Source organism: Nostoc sp. (genome assembly GCF_036917755.1).
Lineage (GTDB): Bacteria > Cyanobacteriota > Cyanobacteriia > Cyanobacteriales > Nostocaceae > Nostoc.
The window spans coordinates 36,690-59,360 of the sequence record NZ_JBALFC010000048.1; the positions used below are offsets into that span (position 1 = coordinate 36,690).

Sequence of the window (22,671 nt, forward strand, 5' to 3'; positions counted from 1 at the left end):
GCTTCACCACAACTGGCTAGAAATCAAACAGAAAATACATAGTTATCTGCTTAGGATTTGGCTTTTGGCTGGCGATCGCTTTCTGTTTAAAACTTGAGAGTGAACGATAAATTGCCCTAGCGATCTAAAATGACACTGTTAATCGGCAAACAAAAAGCAATTAAGTTCAGTGTATGGTGCGTCAAAACTCGATTTTTTCATTTGTTCTAGTATTATTGGCCACATTCCTCTTGAGTTGTGGCAGTCCTGGTGTCGCGGTGGCACCTCCAACTTACACGGCAACGCAACTTGAAAGAATTCAGGGATATGTTCCTGAAATTCAGGCTGTGCGCGATCGCTCACAAGAGTTGAAAACTCTGATCCAAAAAGGTGATTGGATCAATGTGCGTAACTTTATACATGGTCCCATAACAGAAGCAAGGCTGAACCTGACTTATGTCACTCCCAACCTTCTACCCAAAGACCAACCCACAGCACGTCAAATAACGCGAGATTTGTTTAACGACCTGGTTAAACTTGATAAAGCTACTAGTGCTGGCAATCCTCAAGTTGCCTTGAGTAACTCCCAAGCTGCTTTCGCAGACATTGACAAATTCCTCCAGCTTCTTCCGAAAGCAGAAGAGAGTTAACAGACGCGATTAATCGCGTCTGTACATTAGGAATTTTTTAGGACTTACGCAAAACTAAACGCCATCTGGGGCAATTCATGAATTGCCCCTAAGAAGAAAATCATTCTTTTCGGCTATTGTTTGCGTCAGTCCTGTTTTTAACTCCTCACTCCTCACTTCAGATAAAAGTTATGAATGTAGTTATTATCGGTTGTGGTGTGATTGGGGCTACGATCGCCTATGAACTGAGTCAAGTAAAAGGGCTAAAAATCACAGTTTGCGATCGGCAACCACCAGCACAAGCTTCTACGGGTGCTGCACTTGGCGTTTTGATGGGCGCAATCAGCCAAAAAGTTAAGGGCAAGGCTTGGCAGATGCGACATACTAGCATCCAACGCTATGAAACTTTGATTCCTGAATTAGAAGCTTTAACAGGTCGCAAAATCCCTTTTAATCGCCAGGGAATTCTCAGTCTTTGTTTGGAAGACGAGAATTTACAAGCATGGGAAAAGCTAGTAGAAATTCGCCACTCTCAAGGCTGGCATTTAGAAATTTGGGACACGGCTAAACTCCAGAATATCTGTCCTCAAGTTGATATCTACGACGGGCTGCGCCTACACAAAAAAATTACTGGCGCTGTCTATTCTCCCCAAGACCGCCAGCTTGATCCAACTGCCCTGACATTAGCTTTAGTTGAGGCTGCCCAGCAAAATGGTGTGACTTTAAAATTTGGTGTGGCTGTTTTGGATGCCCCAAACTCAACACCTGAATCTTATCCTCAATTTTGTCAGCAACTTGAGACTACAGAAGGAAAAATAACCGCAGATTGGTTTGTAATCGCCGCCGGGCTAGGTTCAACACCACTGACGGCAAAATTAAATCAGATGCTTGATATCCGCCCCGTACTTGGGCAAGCGTTGCAAATGCGTGTGGGTCATCCGTTAGGCAATGCCGACTTCCAGCCAGTGATAACGGGTAACGATGTCCATATTGTTCCTGTGGGCGGTGGAGATTATTGGGTGGGTGCAACAGTGGAATTTCCCAGCAATGGCGATGAGATACCGCCAAATCGAGAACTGCTGGAATCTATTAGAGAACAAGCGATCGCATTTTGCCCAGAGTTAGCCACAGCAACGATTCTCCGCACTTGGTCGGGGTTACGTCCCCGTCCTGAAGGACGCCCAGCCCCAGTTATTGGTAAGTTACCAGGGTTTAGTAATGTCCTCCTAGCTACCGGACACTATCGCAACGGCGTTTTACTAGCACCCGCCACAGCTTATGCAATTCGTGAGATGATTGTTTCTCAGGGAGTGGGGAATGGGGAGTGGGGAGTGGGGAGTGGGGGGATGAGGGAGATGAGGGAGATGAGGGGGATGAGGGGGATGAGGGAGGAAGAATAACTCATGCAATGCCCAATGCCCAATGCCCCATGCCCAATGCCCCATGCCCAATGCCCAATGCGAATATAGGAAAATAGCGTGTCAATAACAGAACATCAAATCAATGTAGATTCACTGGAATGGTTTTATCGGGAATCTTTACCAATCGGCAGAACTGACTTAGCGCCTGTGTTGTTGCTACACGGCTTAGTTTCACAAAGTTACAGTTGGCGTAATATTATACCTGCTTTAGCCAATCAGGGGACAAGAGCGATCGCTCCAGATTGGATTGGTTATGGCTTTTCTGCAAAACCAGAAAAACGAGATTTTGCTTACACTCCCGATACTTTTATCACAGCTTTAGAAGGATTTATCAAAGCCCTAGAACTTGAACATTTTTCTTTAGTTGTCCAAGGCTTTTTAGGTTCTGTAGGACTACAATATGCTTTGCGTCATCCAGAACAAATTGCCAATTTAGCTATCTTAAATACACCAATTTCAACTGCTGCCAAATTACCCTGGAAAATTAAACAAATGGGTTTACCTTTGGCGGGTGAAGTGATGACCCAAGACCCACTTTTGGTTGACCGGACGCTAGAAGGTGGTAGCCGTTATCGCATCGGAGATAAAGATTTAGATATTTATCGAAAACCATTTTTGAAAACTTCTGCATCTGGTCGAAGTCTCTTAGCAAGTATTCGCAATTTACAGCTTGATTCCGCAATGACAGAAATCCAATCTGGTTTTAAAGAATGGCAACAGCCAATTCTTATACAATGGGGCATGATTGACCCTTGGCTACCTGTAGACATTGCCGAAAATTTTACCAATTCCGTACCAAATACCGAATTAATAAAACTTAATAACGTCGGACATTATCCTCAAGAACACTACCATGAGGCGATTTTAGAAGACCTTTTACCCTTTGTGCGTCGTAAAGATACTCATTGACAATATACCTTTGGCAAAAATCGATATTATAAAAATGAAACCAATATTACCACAGAGAAATATCTATCATTTCTCTGTGGTAAAAAATAAATTCAGGATTTTTGCTAGATTTATAAATGTTATCCCCGCCGGCATTTGTGAACTTTTTATTACCATTAAAAAGGCATCACAACCACAAGTAAAGGAGATTAGAATTCATGGCTTATTCATGGTTTAAAGCATTTCATATTGTCGGATTTGTAGTTTGGTTCGCTGGTTTGTTCTATCTGGTACGTCTTTTTATCTATCACGTTGAAGCGAACCTTGAACCTGAACCAGCCCGAACGATACTGAAAAATCAGTATCAAATTATGGAAAAGCGGCTCTATCATATCATCACTAATCCAGGAATGTTCGTGACGATCGCAATGGCCATCGGTTTATTAAGCACTGAACCGGACGTTTTAAAAGAGGGTTGGTTGCATATCAAGCTGCTGTTTGTTGCCATTTTAATTGGCTATCATCATTACTGCGCTCGGCTGATGAAGAAGTTAGCAGTAGATGAATGTGGCTGGAATAGTCAGCAATTACGTGCTTTAAATGAAGCACCGACAGTTATGTTGGTAGCGATCGTCCTGCTGGCTGTGTTTAAGAATAATCTACCTACAGATATCGCTGCCTGGGCTATTTTTGCCATGATTCTTTTGATGGCAGTTACTATTCAACTTTACGCCAAAAAACGCAGGCAAGATAAAGAGAAGCTGACGGCACAGATAGGGCAACCACAAGAACAAAGTTAGACAAAATTCCTGTCTTACACAAAGTAGGTTAGCACAGATGTGCTACCCTACCACACCTTCCATCACAACAACAACTCCTACCAATTACCTATTACCTCATCCTGGAAACGTTTTGAGTAAATCATCCCCAGGAATCACGGTAGCGTAGAAAACATATTTGCGATTAGCGAGATAGCGACGGTCTTGTTTAATAATCGCCATAAACTCTCTATGTCCTTCACGGCTACGTCCTACTAAACAACCCGCACTGGCGAGGCGAATATCATTCTGGGGAAAATCAAAGCCGTAGTGTTGATTCACATAAAAATCATCACCTGTATCAAGTTTGTCCCCAGTCCGTTTAAAATCTTTGTTGAAATCTCTACAAACAGTTATATCTCCAACTTGCACTAATGCTTCGTGAGGCTCTGCTGTGCCGTGGATGCCAACAGCCCAAGCTTTGTATGTATTCTCCAAACTGAATCCTAGCTGCTCCTTTAGAATTCATCGGATTATAAGTATAGTACTTCCCTGGTTCTGTAGTAGCTTCCCAGTGATCTACGATTTTGGGAACACCATTTACTACTTCAATGACAATCCGCCGATCATTAAATTGATTGGGTGTATCACTATTGAGAGTCCAGTCCCTATTTATACCCTCTATATAAAAAATGTTGTATTCTTTTGGACTGAACCTGAAGAGCCAAGTCTGCATCTTTAGCGATCGCCTCAAATCCCCATTTCTCATCTTTTCCTAAGAAATCTTGTAGTTTCATTATGCACCTACCTTCATTTGCTTCCTTCTAAGTATAAACATCATTTTGAAGATTGATGCTGTTTGAAATAATACTCTTGTATTAAATATGATGTCAAAGTTTTTACTATTAATTTATGATTTATCACACAAAAATTAACAGAAATTATACTGAAGGGGAATGTATCTTAAATTTTTTTCTGTAAGATTAGAAGATATATTTACAGATAATAAGTATAAAATTTTACTAAAAAATAGTTGGCACATCTGATCGGCTGATATACCTGCTGAATGCTGACACAAATGGAATCTTTGTGCTACAACTTGGCAGACCAATTTGATACATAGTGTTGGAGTGGGTGAATCAGATTTTGGGAATAATCCTCATAGTGTTTGAAAGCATCGTTTTGGTTAGGTTCGCACGATGAGAGCGCGATTTATTTATTGCTGTTTATCTATTGCATTTTGCTGCATTTTGTGGATTTGTTTGGCATTAATTCCAGCCCAGGCAACGCCCACAGGGTCTATTGATACTCTGCGGCAACAGCAGCAACAAATGAACCAGCAGTATCAGAGTGGGGCTAACGATCGCGATCGCTTAACAAATATCCAGCAAGAGGCGCAAAAACACCTGACTGGTTTAAAGCAAAATCTGCAAACCACAGATAGCTATATTCAAGAGGGCGAATTGCAATTACAACGAGCTAGCCAACGCCTCCAACAGTTGGAAACTGATTTAGCTGTAGCGGAGGTTGACTATGAAGCTCGTCAAATAGCAACAGTAGCAAGATTGCGTTATCTCCAGCGATCGCCAGCATCTGTTGGATGGGCAGTTTTGCTCCAAAGTGAAAATATTAGCGATTTTATCAGCCGCCGTTATCAGTTGAAGTTAATGTATCAGGCAGACCAACAAATTTTGGTGAAACTCAACGCCCAAACAAACCTGATCAATAAACAAAAAACGGAAGTTGAACAGCAAAAAAATGAAATCGCCTTGATGCGTGAGCAACTGTTGGCACAAAAAACCGATTATCAAACTCAGGCGCAGTCACAATCAGAATTGATTCAACGCCTCAATAGCGATCGCCTCGCCTTGGAAGCAGCGCAAAACCAGCTAGAGAGGGAATCCCAAAATCTGGAAGTCTTGATTCAACAAAAGGTAGCAGCAGCCAGAGCAACAGAAGAGGCGCAAGCAAAAACCAACAGCCGTACAAGTTTCATCATTCGGGGAACTGGTGTAATGGTATATCCTAGTGATGCTCCTACTAGTAGTCCCTTCGGCTGGCGAATGCATCCAATCCTCGGCTATCGTCGCTTTCATGCCGGGTTGGATTTTGCCGCTAGTTATGGTAGTACAATTCGGGCAGCCGATTCGGGAATAGTCATTTTTGCTGGGTGGTATGGTGGTTATGGCAGAGCGGTAATTATCGATCACGGTAAAGGCATTACGACATTGTACGGACATACCAGCGAATTGTATGTAACCGAAGGTGAAGCTGTTGAACGCGGACAAGCGATCGCTGCTGTCGGTTCCACAGGTTTATCAACTGGGCCTCACCTCCACTTTGAAGTTCGTCGAGATGGCACACCCGTGAACCCAGCTAATTATCTTTAAGCGATCGCCAATTTGGGGATATTTTTATGAAAATCTGTATTGTTGGCGCGGGTGCGATTGGTGGATATTTAGGGGCAAAACTGACACTAGCAGGTGAAGCCGTGACGCTGATTGCGCGTGGTTCTCATTTGGAAGCAATTCAAACAAATGGGCTGAAGTTGCTTATGGCAGACGGTTCTAGCCAAATTGCTACTCCATCTTTGGCAACTAGCGATATTCAGAAAGCAGGGCGACAAGATGTAGTAATTTTAACTGTCAAGGCTCAGAGTTTGTCTGCGATCGCACCCTCTCTCCCTGCACTCTATGATGCTCACACAATGGTGGTGACAGCCCAAAATGGCGTTCCTTGGTGGTACTTTCGTCAGCATGGCGGTGAATATGAAGGTACACGCATTCAATCTGTTGACCCAGATGGGATTATTGAAGCTAATATCGGTGCTGAACGTGCCATCGGTTGTGTTGTTTACCCGGCAACTGAGATAATTGAACCAGGTGTAATTAAGCATATTGAAGGCGATCGCTTTACTCTCGGTGAAATCGACGGCACTAAAACAGAACGCATCCAATTATTAGCACAGACTTTAAAACAGGCAGGATTCAAAGCACCAATCCGCAATCAAATTCGCACGGAAATTTGGATCAAGTTGTGGGGTAATGTGGCGTTTAATCCGATCAGTGCGCTCACTGGTGCTACTCTAGAGGATATTTGTCGCTATCCCCTGACTCGTGAATTAGCGCGGCAAATGATGACTGAAACTCAGGCGATCGCGGAAAATTTGGGTATAAAGTTTGGCATCACTTTGGAACAGCGAATTAATGGGGCAGAAAATGTTGGTGCCCATAAAACCTCAATGCTACAAGATATTGAAGCCGGACGCGTTACGGAGATAGATGCTATTGTGGGCGCGGTGGCAGAATTGGGAAAACTCACTCAAATTCCCACACCTTATATTGATGCTATTTATGCCAGCGTTAAGTTGCTGGAGGCGACTAAAGTAAGAATTTGACGAACCACAGAGGCGCAGAGAACACAGAGAGAGGAGAAATAGAGAGGATTTTTGCGTCAGCTTTGGGATATTTTTTTATTTGGAAGTCCCTTAAGCTGCAATACGCTTAGGTTAAGGCTAAAACTCTTTGTCAAAATCAATTTTTTTAACGAACCGCAAAGTACGCAAAGTACGCAAAGGAAGAGAAGGAAGAGAAGGAATAAATGCTTAACTGAAGTGTATTGCCTTAAGGTGCGGAATGTAAATTATATAATTATCAAGTTTATGAAGAAAAAAAAAGTATGGCTATTAACAATACTGTTTGTAGCAGTAGTAGGAATCAGCATCATTACAGGAGATAGCAATTATCTAAAAGCTGCTTCATCTTTAGGTAAAGACACGCTGACGATGATTACTTCCCCAGATTATCCTCCTTATGAGTTTTATGATACTAAAGGAAGCGATCGCCAAATCGTTGGCTTTGATATAGATATTGCCAAGACCCTTGCTCAAAAACTAGGGTTTAAACTTCAGATAATGGAATCCGATTTTAATGGATTAATCCCTGCACTCCAAGCAAATCGCGCTGACTTTGCAATGGCTGGGATGACTCCAACTCCAGAACGTCAGAAAAATATTGATTTTTCAATTATTTATTACGAAGCTAAAGATACTATTGTCGCCCCTAAAGGTAGCAACCTGAAGCAGCCCCAAGACTTATCAGGAAAAAAGGTTGGGGTACAACTAGGAACGATACAGGAACAAAATGCTCAGAAAATTTCTCAAAAAGTTGCAGGTATTCAGCTAAAGCAACTCAACAAAGTGCCGGAAGTAGTTCAGGAAATCAAATCTGGGCGAATTGATGCAGCAATTGTTGAGGATACCGTTGCTAAGGGATTCGCCCAAGCTAACCCAGATTTAGAGTTTAATATTATTCCCTCAGAGGAGGCAAGTGGATCAGCGATCGCTTTTCCCAAAGGTTCTTCTTTAGCAGAACCGTTTAATAAAGTCCTTCAACAAATGAAGGACAATGGCACATTAGCTAAACTTGTAGCCAAGTGGTTTTCACAGAATACTACCGCCAATCCTGCATCCTCAACTCCTACCAAAGGCGGATTGAATCTCGACTTCACTAGAATTCTTCCAGACATTCCCTTTATTCTTCGGGGAATCCCTTTAACTTTGTTGTTTACGCTATTATCTGTATCCTTGGGGTTAATCTGGGGAACAATACTCTCTCTATTAAAAATTCTCGGCATCAAGCCGCTTACCTGGGTTGCTAACGCCTACACCTCTGTTTTTCGAGGCACACCATTGTTATTACAGTTGGCGTTAGTTTACTACGCAACACCCCAGCTTACAGGCTATGACATTTCAGCATTGGAGGCAGGGGTGCTAACTTTTACCCTGAATTCTGGCGCTTATATGTCGGAAACCATCAGGGGTGGAATTCAGGCGGTGGATAAAGGGCAAAGTGAAGCGGCGATGTCTATGGGTGTTCCCTATTGGTTGATGATGTGGGATGTGATTTTTCCCCAAGCATTGAAGAACATTCTCCCCGCATTGGTAAATGAAACTATCGGATTGCTCAAAGATTCCGCACTGGTTTCAACGATTGGGGTGGTGGAAATATTACGCAGCGCCCAAATCGTTGGTGCAAATAAGTATATTTATTTTGAACCACTGCTATTTGCAGGGTTAATTTACTATGTTTTAGTAATGGGTATGACCTTGGGTGCATCCGCTTTAGAAAGGAGGTTACGGGAAAGTGAGTGATGTAGTAATTCGCACGGAATTCTTATGTAAATCCTTTGGCAAACTCGACGTACTCAAAGATATTTCCACTGAGTTTTACCAAGGGGAAGTGGTTGCTATATTAGGCCCTTCTGGTTCAGGTAAGTCTACCTTTCTGCGATGCATAAACTTGCTAGAACAACCCACCAGAGGAAGAATCTACTTTCACGACCAAGAAATCACTAATCCCAAAGCAAACATCGCTAAGGTGCGCCAACATTTGGTGATGGTATTTCAACATTTTAATTTGTTTCCCCACATGAGTGTGCTGCAAAATGTCACCTACGCACCCATAAAGGTGAAAGGAATAAACAAGCAAAAAGCAGAAGAACAAGGCTTAGAATTGCTTGCTAAGGTAGGTTTAGAGGCAAAAGCGTCTGTCTATCCCTCCAAACTATCCGGGGGACAGAAACAGCGAGTAGCGATCGCTCGTGCATTAGCAATGGAACCAGAGATGATTTTGTTTGATGAACCCACCTCTGCACTAGATCCAGAAATGGTTAAAGATGTGCTGGAAGTGATGAAAGCTTTAGCACTATCTGGAATCACAATGGCGATCGTTACTCATGAAATGGGCTTTGCAAGAGAAGTTGCTAATCGGATTATGTTCCTCGACCAGGGAATTTTAGCAGAAGATACTACTCCTAGTGAGTTTTTCCAAAATCCTCAGTGCGATCGCGCCAAGCAGTTCTTAGAAAAAATGCTTTAGAACATCAGAAATTCACCGCTTTTCTTGTATTCCTGAAACTTTTCCAAAACAGGGCGATCATTTGGCATTAATGCAGGTAAGTTTGCCAAATCAAAAAATTCCAGCGCCAGCGATTCTCCATCTAAGCAAGCGAGACTGCCTGACCATTCAACAGCTCGCAAAATCAAAATGAAATTTTGCACGCGATCGCCGTTGGGGTAGGTTACAGTTTCAAAGACTGGGTTGGAAGAAAACCCCACAGCTGCAAAATGCTTAACCGTTAAACCAGTTTCTTCAAAAACCTCTCGTGCTGAAGATTCTTCCGCAGATTCACCTACCTCTGGACAGCCACCAGGTAGCCCCCAAAGTTTGAAATCACTTCGCTTTTGCAAGAGAATGCGCCCCAAGTTATCTTCGATAATTACGCGTGCGCCAAATAATAGAAGTAGGCGCTCACCTACAACTTGTCGTAACTTGCCGAGATAAGAGTCTGACCAATTCGCCATAATCGTTAGAGAATGTTTCTAAAGAAAATCTAAAGGCAGCAAATAGCGATCGCCTGAAAACAGGATAATGCAGCTGAAGTGGCGATCGCACTTCTAAATTTAAATAAAATTAGTTTTATAAAATCAATGTTTCCAGCTTTGCCTGTACTTCTTCTATTAAATCCTGTGAAACACTTTCAACAAATTTTGCCCTTCTAGGTGACCAAGATAATGCTTTAATTTGGTCAGCTAACACAACTCCTTTTGTTTGCATTCCCTCAACAAGTGGAACTTCAAACCTAAGCCCTTTTGCGTTGCTGGTTATAGGACACGTTAAAACTAAGGAAGCTAATCGATTGTATTGAATTGGAGATATAACAAGAACAGGGCGGTAGACCCTTTGCTCCCGCCCTTGCTGTTGTAGTTCATTGTTCAATGTCATCGCAATGTCATCAAATGACATTCCTGAGTTGTAAAGGGCAAATGCACGCTGAATTGAATCAACCGTAAACTGCTGTTCTGAGCCAAATTCTAATTTGATAATATCTCCTCTTTTGGGAAAGTATTGATTAACTACCAATGCTCATTCCCCACAGCATTTCCAGTTTCAAATTCTGGATGAAATTTATCAGGAGTCATACCTTCAAGCAATTCATCAAGCGTATACTTTTTTCTTTTTCGTGGTGTAAATATAATACTGTTACCTTCCACAGTAATATCCATACCTGTCCCTTCAGTTATATGTGCTTGTTCAGCTACTGCTCTTGGAATCCGAATAGCTAAACTATTTCCCCATTTAGCAACAACTGCGGTCATAGCTATCTCCAAATATTTTGTTAGTGATCTACACGCCCGAACTTTAGATTTTCGGAGTGAAACACTTTTAAAAACTTTATCTGACGTATATACTTTGAAGATACAGGTTTTGTTAGCGGGTGTCAAATTTAGAGAAAGTTTGTAAAGAAAATCTAAAGGTAGCAAATAGCGATCGCCTGGAAACAGGATAATGCAGCTGAACTGGCCAATCGCTTCCCATTCAACCTAGAACTATGGCATCTACACCCAAAATCCTCGCCTTTGCTGGCAGCACCCGGATTGATTCTTACAACAAAAAATTGGTAAAAATCGCGGCGGCTGGTGCTAAGACAGCAGGTGCAGAAGTGACTTATATAGACCTCCGCGATTTGCCCCTACCTCTGTTTGATGAAGATTTGGAAGCTCAAGAAGGACTACCAGCCAACGCCCGCACTTTCAAGGATTTGATGATTTCTCATCAAGGATTGCTGATTGCTTCGCCTGAATATAACAGTTCACTCACAGCAGTTTTGAAGAACGCTATTGACTGGGCATCCCGTCCATCTCCAAATGAAGCACCATTGGCTGCTTTTGCAGGTAAGGTTGCTAGCATTATGAGCGCTTCCCCAGGCGCTCTTGGTGGTTTGCGGGGGTTGGTTCACCTGCGGTCTATCCTCGGAAACATCAAAGTTTTAGTACTTCCCGACCAAATAGCTGTACCCAAAGCTTACGAAGCCTTTAACGCTGATGGCACATTAAAAGATCCGAAACAGCAAGAATCTATTGAAAAGCTAGGCGATGGCTTAACAAAGATATTGCTGAAGCTTAATTAAACTCTTGAGGTGTTCAGTAGATAATGAACACCTGTAATTAAACTTTACTTTTCAAGACGGAGATGCTTACGACGTAAATTACGAAGACTATCATTAGGAGTTAACGATGATCACAAAAAGAAAACCTAGACATCCTGGCGGATTAATCAAGCGTCAGTACCTGGAACCGCTAAATATCACAATTACTGACTTTGCTGATATTCTTAATGTGTCTCGTAAAACTGTATCTGAGATAGTTAACGAGCAAGCAAGTGTTACGCCTAATATGGCGCTTCGTTTGGCTAGCGCCTTGCAAACTACTCCTGAACTTTGGTTAAATCTCCAACAAAAATATGATCTTTGGTGCGCTGCTAACGAAATCGGACTCTAATTGATTCTGAATTCTGACTCCTGACTCCTGAATTCTGTTTCGATAAATTAATTTTCTGGGAAAAAATTGATTTTGGTAGCATTCCATGCACACCTTTTTGGGGACTGTTCACAACTTGAGTAATGTGAAAATTCACAGCTAAACTACACAATACATAAGCATCTTCTGGCGACAAATTGGTGAAGCGTTCCAAGAAATCAATCATATTTTTTAAAGCCAGTTCTAAGGCTTCATCTAAGGTTTGAGCAAAGCCCATTGTGATGATATGAGTTGGAGTTTCGGCGATTGGTGTTGTCAGTTGTAAATCCTTGCGAAGTTTGAGGGTGATTCTACCATTCATAGAAGTTTCAATGGCGGTGACGTTTACTTCGCCATCTCCCTGTGCAGAATGTCCATCACCAATAGAAAATAATGCACCTGGTACGAAAATCGGCAAAAATAAACGAGAACCAGCTTGTAATTCCCGATTGTCGATATTACCGCCGTAAGAACCTGGTGGGACAGAAGTTCGAGAGGTTTCTGGAGTAGCAACACCAAGAATCCCAAAAAACGGTTTGAGGGGAATTTTTATGCCAGCACCCGCCGGAAATTCCGCGATATTATTTGCTAAATCTAGAGGAATGAATCTCAAAGCAGGTTGAGGAAACTGATGTGGTAATGCTCCCCAACCTGTACGAATGGCATTGAAGCCGACAGGTAAACTAGGCGCGATCGCATCTAATTGTACTTCTAAAACATCCCCTGGTTCGGCATCGCGCACATAAATTGGCCCTGTGAGTAAATGCGGCCCCGCAGCAATTTTGCGTTCTGGTAGAAGATTTTGGCAGATGTCGAGAAATTCTGGTGTGAGAAACTCAGGTGGTGCTTTGTCATAAACGTAGTAACCAGTATAAGTTTCTACGTCAACGGTATCGCCAGAGTCAATAATCAGTGCTGGTTCTAGTAGATGCGAGAAACCACCTAAATGTACAGTTTCTTTAGTAGCTTTTAAAATGTAGTGAGTCATCGCTGTTGTGTTTTTAGTTGCGTGCAATACAGGAGCAAGTCGCATGGGCGGGTTAAGAGACTTGAGCAAACCAGCGTACCATAGGGGTACAGCAATATTCCCTAACGCCTGTTGCATCAAAGAGAGAACCGCTATGTCAATAACTTGCACAGTATTTTAGCAATCAAATCTTGCATATCCGATGACAATGTACCCAGTTCACGCTGAATCAGCGATTTCCGAACTGTCATCAAATGATCTAGCCTAATAGTCGATGGTTTATTTAACCCACTGGTGCATCTAGAATTTCTCTTGTGGTATATTTCCAGTCTTTCTGCCAAGCAAGGCACAACTGACGGAAACGATCGCCCCGCACCTCAAAATTCGGATATTGATCGAAACTCGCACAAGCCGGAGATAGCAACACCACAGGCGCTTGATACTGCTTGGCTAATTCTGCCGACCTGGGGACTGCGCTTTCCATCGTTTCTACAATTTCGTAAGAATAATACCCTACCTCTTGGAGACGTTTAGCAAATGCGGGTGCAGCAGAGCCAATCAATAACACAGCAGCAGCTTGAGAGTGAATTTTTGCTAGCCAACCAGTATCATCGCCTGCTTTGGCTTCTCCACCAGCAATTAAAATCGCTGGACTTTTTACAGATGCTAAACCAACTTCAGCAGCATCATAATTGGTAGCTTTGCTATCGTTAATGAAATCAATACTTTCCCAAGTGCAGATATGTTCCAAACGATGGGCAACACCGGGGAATTCAAGAATAGCACGCGCGATCGCATCACGATTAATTCCCGCTAATCGTGCCGTTGCTACTGCCATCAAGAGATTTTGTTGGTTATGTTCTCCCACCATCCGCAAAGTAGATACTTTCACAATCGGTTTTGGTGCAGAGGTTGCAGTCAATTTTTCCACAACCCAGTCGTCTTCGATGTAAAAGCCTTTTTCACTAATCAGGAAATCTTTTCCTTTCACACTTGTCCAATAAGCATCAGGCCAATTACTTAAACCTTGCTGCCTCAAGTAAGCATCATCGCCATTGAACACTTGCAATTCGGACTGACGTAATAACTTAGCTTTGATGTTGTAATAGTTCTCTAAAGTCTGATGGCGACTAAGGTGATCTGGTGTGAAAGTCGTCCAAACACCAATACGGGGAGCAAGAGAGCTTGAAGATTCTATTTGATAGCTGCTAACTTCGGCAATTACCCAATCGAGTAAAGAGGATGAGGGGGATGATGAAGTAAAATTTTCGCCCTTGTCTCCCCCATCTCCCCCATCTCCCTTATCTCCCCCATCTCCCTCATCTCTCCTCCCCACCTGAGATAAAGCAACTTCACAAGCAGCGTAGCCAATATTACCGCAGGCGGGTGCATTTAAATTCGCTGCTTGGAAAATGGCAGCAATTAAAGCTGTGGTAGTGGTTTTGCCGTTAGTACCTGTAATTCCTACCCAAGGTAGCGATGCCTGCGGCTGGCTGCGCCTACGCAAATTTCGCCAAGCGAGTTCCATTTCCCCAATGGTTTCAATACCTAATTGGCGTGCCTCAACTAATACAGGAATATCCCAAGGCACACCCGGACTAACGACTATTAATTGCGGTAAATTAGCACCATTCAATTCTAGGGATTGGCCTAGTTTAACGGTTATTTGCTCGGCAGCGAGTTGTTGTTGTTGTTGTAGGAGGGTTTCGGAGGTGTTGCGATCGCTCAGTTCCACCTCCCAACCTTCCCGTTTCAACAATCTCGCCGCAGCAACACCGGACTTTCCCAATCCAATCACAGAAGCTCTAGGCATAGATTGCAGCAGAGTGTCCCTGGTTAAGCAGTCCCTATATTAGCGTTTATTGGCAAAAATTACACAGGTTTTTGTTGACCTACGCTACAGATTTTTGACGATCGCCCCAAAATCAGCTAAAACACGGGCATGATTGCGAACCAATCCCAGCAGATATAATCGATTACGCTTGATTTCTGGATCGGAGTCCATAACTAAAACACTATCTGGCCCATCAAAGAAGTTACTAACTGTTGGAGCAATTTTTGTTAGTGCTGCTACTAATAGTTGATAATTTCGTGTCTGCTGTGCTGCTTGAGTCTGGGGTACTGATTCGATTAGGGCATTATACAAAGCGACTTCAGAGGACTTTTGAAATAGTTCTTGACGAACTACGGTTGTCGGTTCTAGCTGTTTTGTATCCAAATCACCTTGGGCGGCTAATCGTGTGGAACGGTTAACAGTTTCGTAGATGTTATCTAAGGTACTGTCGTTGCGGATTTGTTGTAAGTATAAGGCGCGATCGCGGACATCTAATAAATCCTTTAACGTCCGTTCTGTGTATTCTGGGTCATTTTCTCCCAAAACTGCATTTACCAAATCGTAATCAATCTGCTTTTCTTCTTGCAGTAAGGTGCGAATGCGTTGCAAGAAGAACTCTTGTAATGCTGCGGTTAATGCTGTCTGATCTTTGTGATATGTTGCTGCAAAGTCTGTTGCTATTTGCGTCAATAAATCATCTAAATTTATCGGTAAATTCTCAAACCAAACAATTTTAACTACAGCATTAGCAGCACGTCGCAAGGCAAAAGGATCAGAGGAACCAGAGGGAATTAAACCTAAACCAAAGATACTCACCAATGTATCTAACCTATCTGCCAAGCCAACAATTTGACCCGTGAGTGTTTCGGGTAAATTGTCACCGGCTCCCGTTGGCAAATAATGTTGATAAATTGCCTTTGCGACTTCGGCATCTTCACCACTCTCTAAGGCATATTTTTCTCCCATAATGCCTTGTAATTCTGGGAATTCATACACCATTTGAGTTACCAAATCTGCTTTACATAATAAAGCAGCACGTTGGATTCTTTGGCTTTGATTTTCCTCTAATTCTAATTGGCGGCTAATTTGCTCGGCAATCTTAACTACTCTATCTACCTTGGCACGCACCGAACCTAATTCTTCTTGAAAAGTGACTTTTTCTAACTGGGGTAAAAAGCTTTCTATTGGCTTAGTTAAATCAGCTTCATAGAAAAATCTCCCATCAGCTAATCTGGCACGAATTACCCTTTCATTCCCGACAGCAACAATATCTGATTTCTTCGGATCAGCGTTAGAAATAGTGATGAAATTAGGCAATAATTCTTGCTCAAAACTACCTGGTTTAAATACAGGGAAATAACGTTGATGAGTAACCATAACTTCAGTAATTACCTCAGTTGGTAATTCCAGAAATTCTGGTTCAAATTTGCCGACAACTGTGGAAGGATATTCTACAAGGTTGGTTACTTCCGCTAACAAATCGGGGTAAATTACTGTATACCCGCCTAAATTCTCTGCTACTGCATTTACTTGCTCTTTGATCAGATTTGCCCGTTCTTCTGGGTCAACGGTGACATAAGCAGACTTGAGGGCGGTAACATAATCAGTAGCTTGGGCAATTGTCACAGGTTGAGGATGCAAAACACGATGACCTTGAGAAATGCGATCGCTGTTAATCGTTTTAGAACCATTCACCAATTCTAGAGGTAGCACTGTCTGATCTAACAAAGCTACCAGCCAACGAATTGGTCGGGAAAACCTTGCATCCCCATTCCCCCAACGCATCAACCGCTTACCTTCCAAACCCCAAATCCACTGGGGGATAAGTTCTGTCAAAATTTCCGCCACAGGACGACCGGGAATTTTTTTGAGAACAAATACAAATTCCCCTTTGTCAGTGGGGCGAAGAAACAGCGCATCTATTTCCACGCCTTGCTTTTTGGCAAAGCCTGCTGCTGCTGCTGTCGGCTGACCATCTTTAAAGGCGGCTTGGGCGGGTGGCCCTTTAATTTCTTCTTCTCGGTCTGGTTGCTGAGATGGTAGACCTTTAATTACTACCGCCAGCCGCCGGGGAGTACCGTACACTTGGACACTTTCGCCCTTGAGACTGTTTGCTTCCAGGCTTTGGGGAATGCGCTTTTGCCATTGCACTAAAGCATCACTGAGAAAACTTGCAGGTAATTCTTCTGTACCAACTTCTAATAAAAACCCAGGCATAGGATACTGTTTTCAACTTTGCGTAGCTCAACTTTATCAGTTATTATCTGGCGATCGCTCGTGATTTTTAGTTAGCCTTGCAAGATACATCTTTATCGATAAAGTCGAGCTGAGGTTTGTTAGATAAACTTGGCATTTTCTCCAAAACTTCACAAAAAAGTATTTCTCTTCATTGATTTTTTACAGTTACTACCGTAGTTTCATGCAGTATTTACTTATACATATTTCTATCGTAAAGTTAGTTTTGTTTATAGATTGATATCTGCATGGTATCAATCTACTTTGGAGTGATCACAATGAAAAACATTTTCGCCAAAATTGCGACGATCGCAGCAACCAGTAGTGTTCTTAGTGTAACGATCGCTGCTGGTGCTAACAACCCAGCCCAAGCTGTTGATTTAAACTTTAACTGGCTAGGTAATGCCGGTTATTCAGCAGTAGGTTCATTCAGCTACGACGAGGCTACAGCACCGACAATTATTTCAGAAAGTGGTAGTGGAGCAACCAAATTTTTACAATCGTTGAATGTCTCCTTCTTAGACCCATCTAAAAATCTTCTGGGAACTTATAATACCGTTGCTGGTGGGGTGTCACAATCTCAGTACTTTACTTTCAACTTTGATACTTCCACTCAGAAATTGTTTGGCCCCTTTGATATAGCAGGAGGAACAGGTGTAATTGGAGAATATTTCTTCAACGGAAAGGTTGGCGACTCTTTGGCATTACGTCAGGATGTCAATCAACAGGGAAAAGAAATAAAACTAGATCAAAATTCCGGCTCTATTCAGGTATCCAAAGTCCCTGAACCTGCTTCTATCCTGGGTTTACTAGCATTTGGGATGTTGGGTTTAGGTTCAACTTTGAAAAAAAAGCAAGCCTCTTGCTAGAAAGTAGGGCTTCCTAGTCAGAGGTTGCCAAATTTAGTTTAATGAATCTCTATTCTAGCCCCAATAGTTCACTGAACTGGTGAGTTGATCATTCAACCTTATCAGTTTGCGATCGCTCGAAATACTTTTTAACATAAGTATTCGAGCGATGACAATCATCGGACTTACGCACTGTACAAATTAATCATGGTATGCATTTTTTACCAAAAAAGGTTGTTTAAGTAATAATATTGAATCCAATCCTGATCACTTGGTTAAAAATACTTCATGTGCCACTTTACAAGCTGGAATGTAGGTTTGATACACGAGATTAAATATAATGCTACAATCTCCCAAGTGTAAATTTAAATATTAGATTCTCATTTAAATTAGTGAAAACTTATCAGGCATATGATAAGAAACTTAAATCAATTAGCAATTCTCAGTGAACACTGGTAATTGCTAATTGATAACTAATAATTAATAATTAACAACTAATAACTATTAAAGTCCACCGAGAAAAGTCCTAAACAGTCTTGCTTGCAATTGTGATTTAAAAAATCATCACCTGCTCACAACCTAAATTAAACAATAAAAATAGAGCGCCTACTGAAATTAGCAGTAAATCCGCTCATCTCAGGCTGTATTCACAAAATTTATAATTATAAATAGCTCATGCATATTCTGATCTATTCCTACAACTATTATCCAGAGCCGATTGGAATTGCTCCCTTAATGACTGAATTAGCAGAAGGACTAGTAAAGCGAGGTCATCAAGTGCGGGTGATTACCGGAATGCCCAACTATCCTCAGCGTGAGATTTACGATGGTTATCGGGGTAAATGGTACGTTACTGAACAAAAAAATGGCGTAACCATTCAACGAAGTTACCTGCGGATTCAGTCTAAACCCAACCTCGTGGATCGGCTTTTATTGGAGTTGAGCTTTGTTTTCACGAGCTTACCTCAAGCCTTCAAAGGCAGACGTCCCGATGTGATTATCTTAACAATTCCACCTCTACTAGGTACTTTACCAGCAACAATATTTGGTTGGTTATACAACTGCCCAGTAGTTCTGAATGTGCAAGATATTCTCCCAGAAGCTGCTGTGAATATTGGGCTATTAAAAAATAAGTGGATGATCCGAACTCTTGCAGCCCTAGAGAAATTTGCATATCGGACTGCACACACTATTAGTGTGATCACCGATGGGTTTCGTGAGAATTTAGTGAATAAGGGAGTACCTGTTAATAAAATCGTTTGTATTCCCAATTGGGTGAATGTAAATTTCATCCGTCCTTTACCGAAACAGAACAACTCCTGGATATCTAGCCATCAACTGGATGGGAAATTTGTAGTACTTTATTCGGGTAACATTGCTCTCACCCAAGGTTTAGAGACAGTAATAGACGCAGCAGTTTGCTTACGTCATATTAGGGAGATTGTTTTTGTGATCGTTGGCGAATCAATAGCATTGCAGAGGTTGCAGGAATATTGTCTATTAAATGGAGCCGATAATGTTCTGCTGCTACCGTTGCAGCCGCGAGAAAAGATACCCGAAATGCTAGCAGCATCTGATGTCGGGCTAATTGTGCAAAAGCGCAATGTGATTTCGTTCAATATGCCTTCAAAAATACCACTGCTGTTGGCGAGTGGTCGCCCGATTGTGGGTTCAGTTCCCGCCACTGGTACTGCTGCTAAAGCAATCGAACTCAGTGGTGGTGGGATAATTGTTGAGCCAGAATCACCCGATGCAATGGCCTCTGCGGTGTATGAATTATATGCTAATCCGGCTCTAGGGGCAAAGTTAGGTAAGACAGGAAGACAGTTTGCCGAAGAAAACTATTCCTTGGAGCAAGCACTTGATCGGTATGAGTGGCTGTTTTCTGATATTGTTGCTAACCAAAAACCAACTGTGGGTATTTTAGCAAAATTGGATTCTAAAAAATCAGTTGTCGATGGTTGAAGGGCATGGGGCATATAACAAAACCCTAATTAGGATAAATTAAATCACCCAAATGGGTGATTTAAAAATCAACCGATTGGGTGAACTAAGTGTAGGAAGTTGAGACTACTCAAAAATAGGATTCTAGAAAACACTGATTGATGATTGCACGTAGTTTTTCGTGAGGATAAGTCGATGAAACTCACAACCTTGATTAATAAAGCAGTTCTCGTAAGTAAGCGGGTAATCCGTTGGAGAACTCGCAGAGTAGCCCCTACGCATCTATGGATGCAACACATGGTAGAGGTATAGCAATGCTCATTGGTGTCAACTTAAGCCAAAACCCTTTTAAAACCTCGTTCCCAGTCAGAGGCTGGAAACGAGGCGACATCAGCCTTTGGTCTTTTCTTAGTGCTATTCCTCCAGAGGCTTTTCTTCCCTAAGATAACTATTGACTACCACTCAAGAACGATAAACTCATCTGTTATATGAATATTTTCTTCTATGTGGTTATAATGCAAGCAAGCACTTACATCTGCAAGCAACCGCTTGCAAACGCTCATGGAAAACTTAGGATCAAGGACGGCACAAACTTGTCCCCGCTTGATAAAGTCAGCAACTAAGGTGTTTGCAACGCAGGAGGCAGGATGTTCAGTTGATTCCCTTGTAACAACAAGATAAACCGTGCTTTCTCTAGGAGCTAAGGCACTGGGTTTATACTGACTAAAAATGTTTTATAAATTACAATTAAAAAAACTGATTGGAGTTAAGTAATGTACAAGTTAACCGTCAGGTGGTAGAAGATATTTGTGCGTTTTAGGTGCTAGACATTGTGAGCGATCGCCCAAATACCAAACATATTTGTCACCAACATAGAGAGAAAAGGCTAAAAAACGATTCCAATAATGCTTTTTTAGCCAAAAAGTAGATTGCCCAAGTTTAAATCCACAAAACGAAAAAACGATGACCCATTCTGAGTTCCCTGACTCTCGCGTTCCCGTTGAAATAGAACAGCCTCCTGTTACTGATTCTAGTCAAGAGTTGCAACCATTGCCACAGCGATCGCCTAAGTCACCTCGAAAGCGGCGTTGGCCTTTGGTGTTAGGAATCTTCCTGTTAATTGCAGGTGTTGGTTTAGGTTGGCGCTGGTGGCAAACTAGTCATGCTAACAATGCACAATCGGGTGCTGGATCTGCGGCTGGTCAACGGGCAGTTTCGGTGAAGCTAGCAACTGTGAAAACTGAAACTGTGCAGGATAGTTCGCAATTTATTGGCTCCTTAGAGGCACCACTTTCTGTACCAATCAAGCCGCAGGTTGAAGGACGAATTACCCAGATTTACATCAAAGAGGGCAACCGTGTTCAACAAGGGCAAGTCATTATTAGCCTGCAAAGTGATGATGCCCAAGCCCAGCTACGACAAAAACAAGCAGCACTAGAACAAGCACAGGCAAATCTTGCCGAACTCAAAGCGGGGACTCGAAGAGAAGTAGTTTTCCAAGCCAAAGCCCAGCTAGATCAAGCCCAAGCAAAATATCAAGACGCCGTATCTGGATCGCTACCACAGCAAATTCAGCAGGCTGAAGCTCAAGTTAATTCCGCCCAATCAGATCTAGTGTTAGCACAAGCACGAGCAACGCGATACCAACAATTAACAAAAGAAGGGGCAACTTCCCAAGATAGCCTAGATGAATACCTCAAAAACAAAGGTAGTGCTGAAGCAGCGCTGGTTGCAGCCCAGAAAAACTTAGAGCAACTCCGCAAAAGCAGAACTGCTAATATCCAGCAGCTAGGCGCTGCCTTAGAACAACAGAAACAATACTATAGACAGCAGGTGAACGGCAACCGCCCCGAAGATATTGCCCAAGGGCGATCGCAAGTCAGCCAAGCCGCCGCTCAAGTCCAGTCGGCTCAAGTCCAACTGCAATATACAAAAGTCCTAGCTCCTTTCACAGGTATTGTTGGTAATATCCCAGTCAGAGTCGGACAGTATGTAGGACAAGGGGATCAGTTGACCACATTGACCAAAAACGACTCTTTAGAGCTGAATATATCCATTCCGCTAAATCAAGCCAGAAAGTTGCGCTTGGGATTACCTGTGCAAATGCTGGATGCCCAAGGCAAACCCACAGCAACGGGTAAGGTGAGTTTTATCTCCCCAAATGCCAGTTCAGATTCGCAGACAGTTTTGGTGAAAGCCAACTTTGGCAATTTGAGAAATCGACTGCGTAATCTTCAGTCAGTGCAAACCAAAGTAATCTGGAATGAACGTCCAGGAATCTTAATTCCAGTTACAGCAATAACTCGCTTGGGTGGGGAGACTTTTGTGTTTGTAGCTGAACCGCCGCAGGAAAAGCCTAAAGCTGAAGCGTCGCAGGAAAAGCCTAAAGCTGAAGCACCCGCACAAAGCCCTCAAGCTGGAGCGCCATCTTTAGTAGCTCAACAAAAGCCCGTGAAATTGGGAGTGATTGAGGGCAATAATTATCAAGTTATCGAAGGACTAAAAGCTGGGGACAAAATTGTTGTTTCCGGTATTCTCAGCCTCACCAATGGCGCTCCTATCACTCCTGCACCTGATGAAGCGCCTAGTCCAAAACCTTGACGTTTCTACTAATCGATAACTATCAATACTCAATTTATCATAACGCCTTACATCCCCACCCGTCTTAACGGTGGGGATGTAAGGCTGATAATACTCTTTACCATCTCAAATAAATCCTAGTGTGGTAAAATTTACTAGAGAAGACGACTCTCTAAATTAGCCAAGTAACCCTTGGGATCTCTGCGAAATCGATATTGTTCAATTCTGG

At 42.5% G+C, this 22,671-nt stretch carries 22 protein-coding genes and 1 pseudogene; 15 read left to right on the forward strand and 8 right to left on the reverse strand.

Annotated features, from left to right (window positions below):
• The first annotated feature begins 173 nt into the window (after window positions 1-173).
• The 5 genes from psbQ (at window position 174) to hemJ (ending at window position 3,717) form a co-directional block, all read left to right on the forward strand.
• A complete protein-coding gene (gene psbQ, locus V7L05_RS11875) occupies window positions 174-629 on the forward strand; it encodes a photosystem II protein PsbQ (protein WP_335164346.1) in 456 nt (151 codons plus the stop codon).
• Window positions 630-799: 170 nt separating this feature from the next.
• The gene (locus V7L05_RS11880) at window positions 800-2,008 is read left to right on the forward strand and encodes an NAD(P)/FAD-dependent oxidoreductase (RefSeq protein WP_335164347.1); all 1,209 of its coding nucleotides are present in this window, start codon (window positions 800-802) and stop codon (window positions 2,006-2,008) included.
• Window positions 1,933-2,085, forward strand: a complete 153-nt coding sequence (locus V7L05_RS11885) for a histidine kinase (protein ID WP_335164348.1) — start codon at window positions 1,933-1,935, stop codon at window positions 2,083-2,085. Before V7L05_RS11880 ends, V7L05_RS11885 begins: the two co-directional genes overlap by 76 nt.
• 1 nt (window position 2,086) lies before the next feature.
• Window positions 2,087-2,938, forward strand: coding sequence for an alpha/beta fold hydrolase (locus V7L05_RS11890; protein ID WP_335164349.1), 852 nt, complete (start codon window positions 2,087-2,089; stop codon window positions 2,936-2,938).
• A 197-nt stretch (window positions 2,939-3,135) separates the two neighbouring features.
• On the forward strand, window positions 3,136-3,717 hold the full coding sequence (gene hemJ / locus V7L05_RS11895) for a protoporphyrinogen oxidase HemJ (protein ID WP_335164350.1): 582 nt from the start codon (window positions 3,136-3,138) through the stop codon (window positions 3,715-3,717).
• Between the two features lie 96 nt (window positions 3,718-3,813).
• Here the strand turns inward: hemJ and V7L05_RS11900 are convergent.
• Both V7L05_RS11900 and V7L05_RS34665 read right to left on the reverse strand, forming a co-directional pair.
• Window positions 3,814-4,381 (reverse strand): annotated as a pseudogene (locus V7L05_RS11900) (peptidoglycan-binding protein); the annotation flags it as partial.
• The gene (locus tag V7L05_RS34665; protein ID WP_442937853.1) at window positions 4,344-4,472 is read right to left on the reverse strand and encodes a hypothetical protein; all 129 of its coding nucleotides are present in this window, start codon (window positions 4,470-4,472) and stop codon (window positions 4,344-4,346) included. The pseudogene V7L05_RS11900 and the gene V7L05_RS34665, both read right to left, overlap by 38 nt.
• A 402-nt stretch (window positions 4,473-4,874) precedes the next feature.
• Between V7L05_RS34665 and V7L05_RS11905 the strand changes: the two genes are divergently transcribed.
• The 4 genes from V7L05_RS11905 (at window position 4,875) to V7L05_RS11920 (ending at window position 9,554) form a co-directional block, all read left to right on the forward strand.
• Window positions 4,875-6,065 (forward strand): murein hydrolase activator EnvC family protein, encoded by a 1,191-nt coding sequence (locus V7L05_RS11905; protein ID WP_335164351.1) that lies wholly within the window; start codon window positions 4,875-4,877, stop codon window positions 6,063-6,065.
• A gap of 26 nt (window positions 6,066-6,091) precedes the next feature.
• Window positions 6,092-7,072, forward strand: a complete 981-nt coding sequence (locus V7L05_RS11910) for a 2-dehydropantoate 2-reductase (protein ID WP_335164352.1) — start codon at window positions 6,092-6,094, stop codon at window positions 7,070-7,072.
• Window positions 7,073-7,336: 264 nt separating this feature from the next.
• Window positions 7,337-8,827 (forward strand): ABC transporter permease subunit, encoded by a 1,491-nt coding sequence (locus V7L05_RS11915; RefSeq protein WP_335164353.1) that lies wholly within the window; start codon window positions 7,337-7,339, stop codon window positions 8,825-8,827.
• Window positions 8,820-9,554, forward strand: a complete 735-nt coding sequence (locus tag V7L05_RS11920; RefSeq protein WP_335164354.1) for an amino acid ABC transporter ATP-binding protein — start codon at window positions 8,820-8,822, stop codon at window positions 9,552-9,554. Before V7L05_RS11915 ends, V7L05_RS11920 begins: the two co-directional genes overlap by 8 nt.
• On the opposite strand, the gene V7L05_RS11925 is transcribed toward V7L05_RS11920, so the two are convergent.
• From V7L05_RS11925 to V7L05_RS11935, 3 genes are all read right to left on the reverse strand, one after another.
• Window positions 9,551-10,039, reverse strand: a complete 489-nt coding sequence (locus V7L05_RS11925) for an NUDIX hydrolase (protein WP_335164355.1) — start codon at window positions 10,037-10,039, stop codon at window positions 9,551-9,553. The two genes, V7L05_RS11920 and V7L05_RS11925, sit on opposite strands and share 4 nt — an antisense overlap.
• 115 nt (window positions 10,040-10,154) lie before the next feature.
• On the reverse strand, window positions 10,155-10,598 hold the full coding sequence (locus tag V7L05_RS11930; RefSeq protein WP_335164356.1) for a type II toxin-antitoxin system PemK/MazF family toxin: 444 nt from the start codon (window positions 10,596-10,598) through the stop codon (window positions 10,155-10,157).
• Window positions 10,592-10,834: an AbrB/MazE/SpoVT family DNA-binding domain-containing protein gene (locus tag V7L05_RS11935; protein WP_335164357.1), complete on the reverse strand. Its 243-nt coding sequence runs from the start codon at window positions 10,832-10,834 to the stop codon at window positions 10,592-10,594. Before V7L05_RS11935 ends, V7L05_RS11930 begins: the two co-directional genes overlap by 7 nt.
• A 233-nt stretch (window positions 10,835-11,067) precedes the next feature.
• On the opposite strand from V7L05_RS11935, the gene V7L05_RS11940 reads away from it, so the two are divergent.
• Together V7L05_RS11940 and V7L05_RS11945 are read left to right on the forward strand one after the other, a co-directional pair.
• A complete protein-coding gene (locus V7L05_RS11940) occupies window positions 11,068-11,646 on the forward strand; it encodes an NADPH-dependent FMN reductase (protein WP_335164358.1) in 579 nt (192 codons plus the stop codon).
• 106 nt (window positions 11,647-11,752) lie between these two features.
• Window positions 11,753-12,016, forward strand: coding sequence for a HigA family addiction module antitoxin (locus tag V7L05_RS11945; RefSeq protein ID WP_335164359.1), 264 nt, complete (start codon window positions 11,753-11,755; stop codon window positions 12,014-12,016).
• Here the strand turns inward: V7L05_RS11945 and V7L05_RS11950 are convergent.
• The 3 genes from V7L05_RS11950 to glyS form a co-directional block, all read right to left on the reverse strand.
• Entirely contained in the window at window positions 11,997-13,022 is a 1,026-nt protein-coding gene (locus V7L05_RS11950; protein ID WP_335164370.1) for an acetamidase/formamidase family protein, read from the reverse strand. The genes V7L05_RS11945 and V7L05_RS11950 overlap by 20 nt on opposite strands.
• A 262-nt stretch (window positions 13,023-13,284) precedes the next feature.
• Entirely contained in the window at window positions 13,285-14,814 is a 1,530-nt protein-coding gene (murD, locus tag V7L05_RS11955) for a UDP-N-acetylmuramoyl-L-alanine--D-glutamate ligase (protein ID WP_335164360.1), read from the reverse strand.
• Window positions 14,815-14,898: 84 nt separating this feature from the next.
• Window positions 14,899-17,052, reverse strand: coding sequence for a glycine--tRNA ligase subunit beta (glyS, locus tag V7L05_RS11960; RefSeq protein ID WP_335164361.1), 2,154 nt, complete (start codon window positions 17,050-17,052; stop codon window positions 14,899-14,901).
• 296 nt (window positions 17,053-17,348) lie between these two features.
• Here glyS and V7L05_RS11965 point away from each other — a divergent pair, with 296 nt between their 5' ends.
• The 4 genes from V7L05_RS11965 (at window position 17,349) to V7L05_RS11980 (ending at window position 22,463) form a co-directional block, all read left to right on the forward strand.
• A complete protein-coding gene (locus V7L05_RS11965) occupies window positions 17,349-17,939 on the forward strand; it encodes a PEP-CTERM sorting domain-containing protein (protein ID WP_335164362.1) in 591 nt (196 codons plus the stop codon).
• Between the two features lie 654 nt (window positions 17,940-18,593).
• Window positions 18,594-19,883, forward strand: a complete 1,290-nt coding sequence (locus V7L05_RS11970) for a glycosyltransferase family 4 protein (protein ID WP_335164363.1) — start codon at window positions 18,594-18,596, stop codon at window positions 19,881-19,883.
• A gap of 263 nt (window positions 19,884-20,146) precedes the next feature.
• Window positions 20,147-20,305 (forward strand): hypothetical protein, encoded by a 159-nt coding sequence (locus V7L05_RS11975; RefSeq protein WP_335164364.1) that lies wholly within the window; start codon window positions 20,147-20,149, stop codon window positions 20,303-20,305.
• A 520-nt stretch (window positions 20,306-20,825) separates the two neighbouring features.
• The gene (locus V7L05_RS11980) at window positions 20,826-22,463 is read left to right on the forward strand and encodes an efflux RND transporter periplasmic adaptor subunit (RefSeq protein WP_335164365.1); all 1,638 of its coding nucleotides are present in this window, start codon (window positions 20,826-20,828) and stop codon (window positions 22,461-22,463) included.
• Window positions 22,464-22,671: the final 208 nt, after the last annotated feature.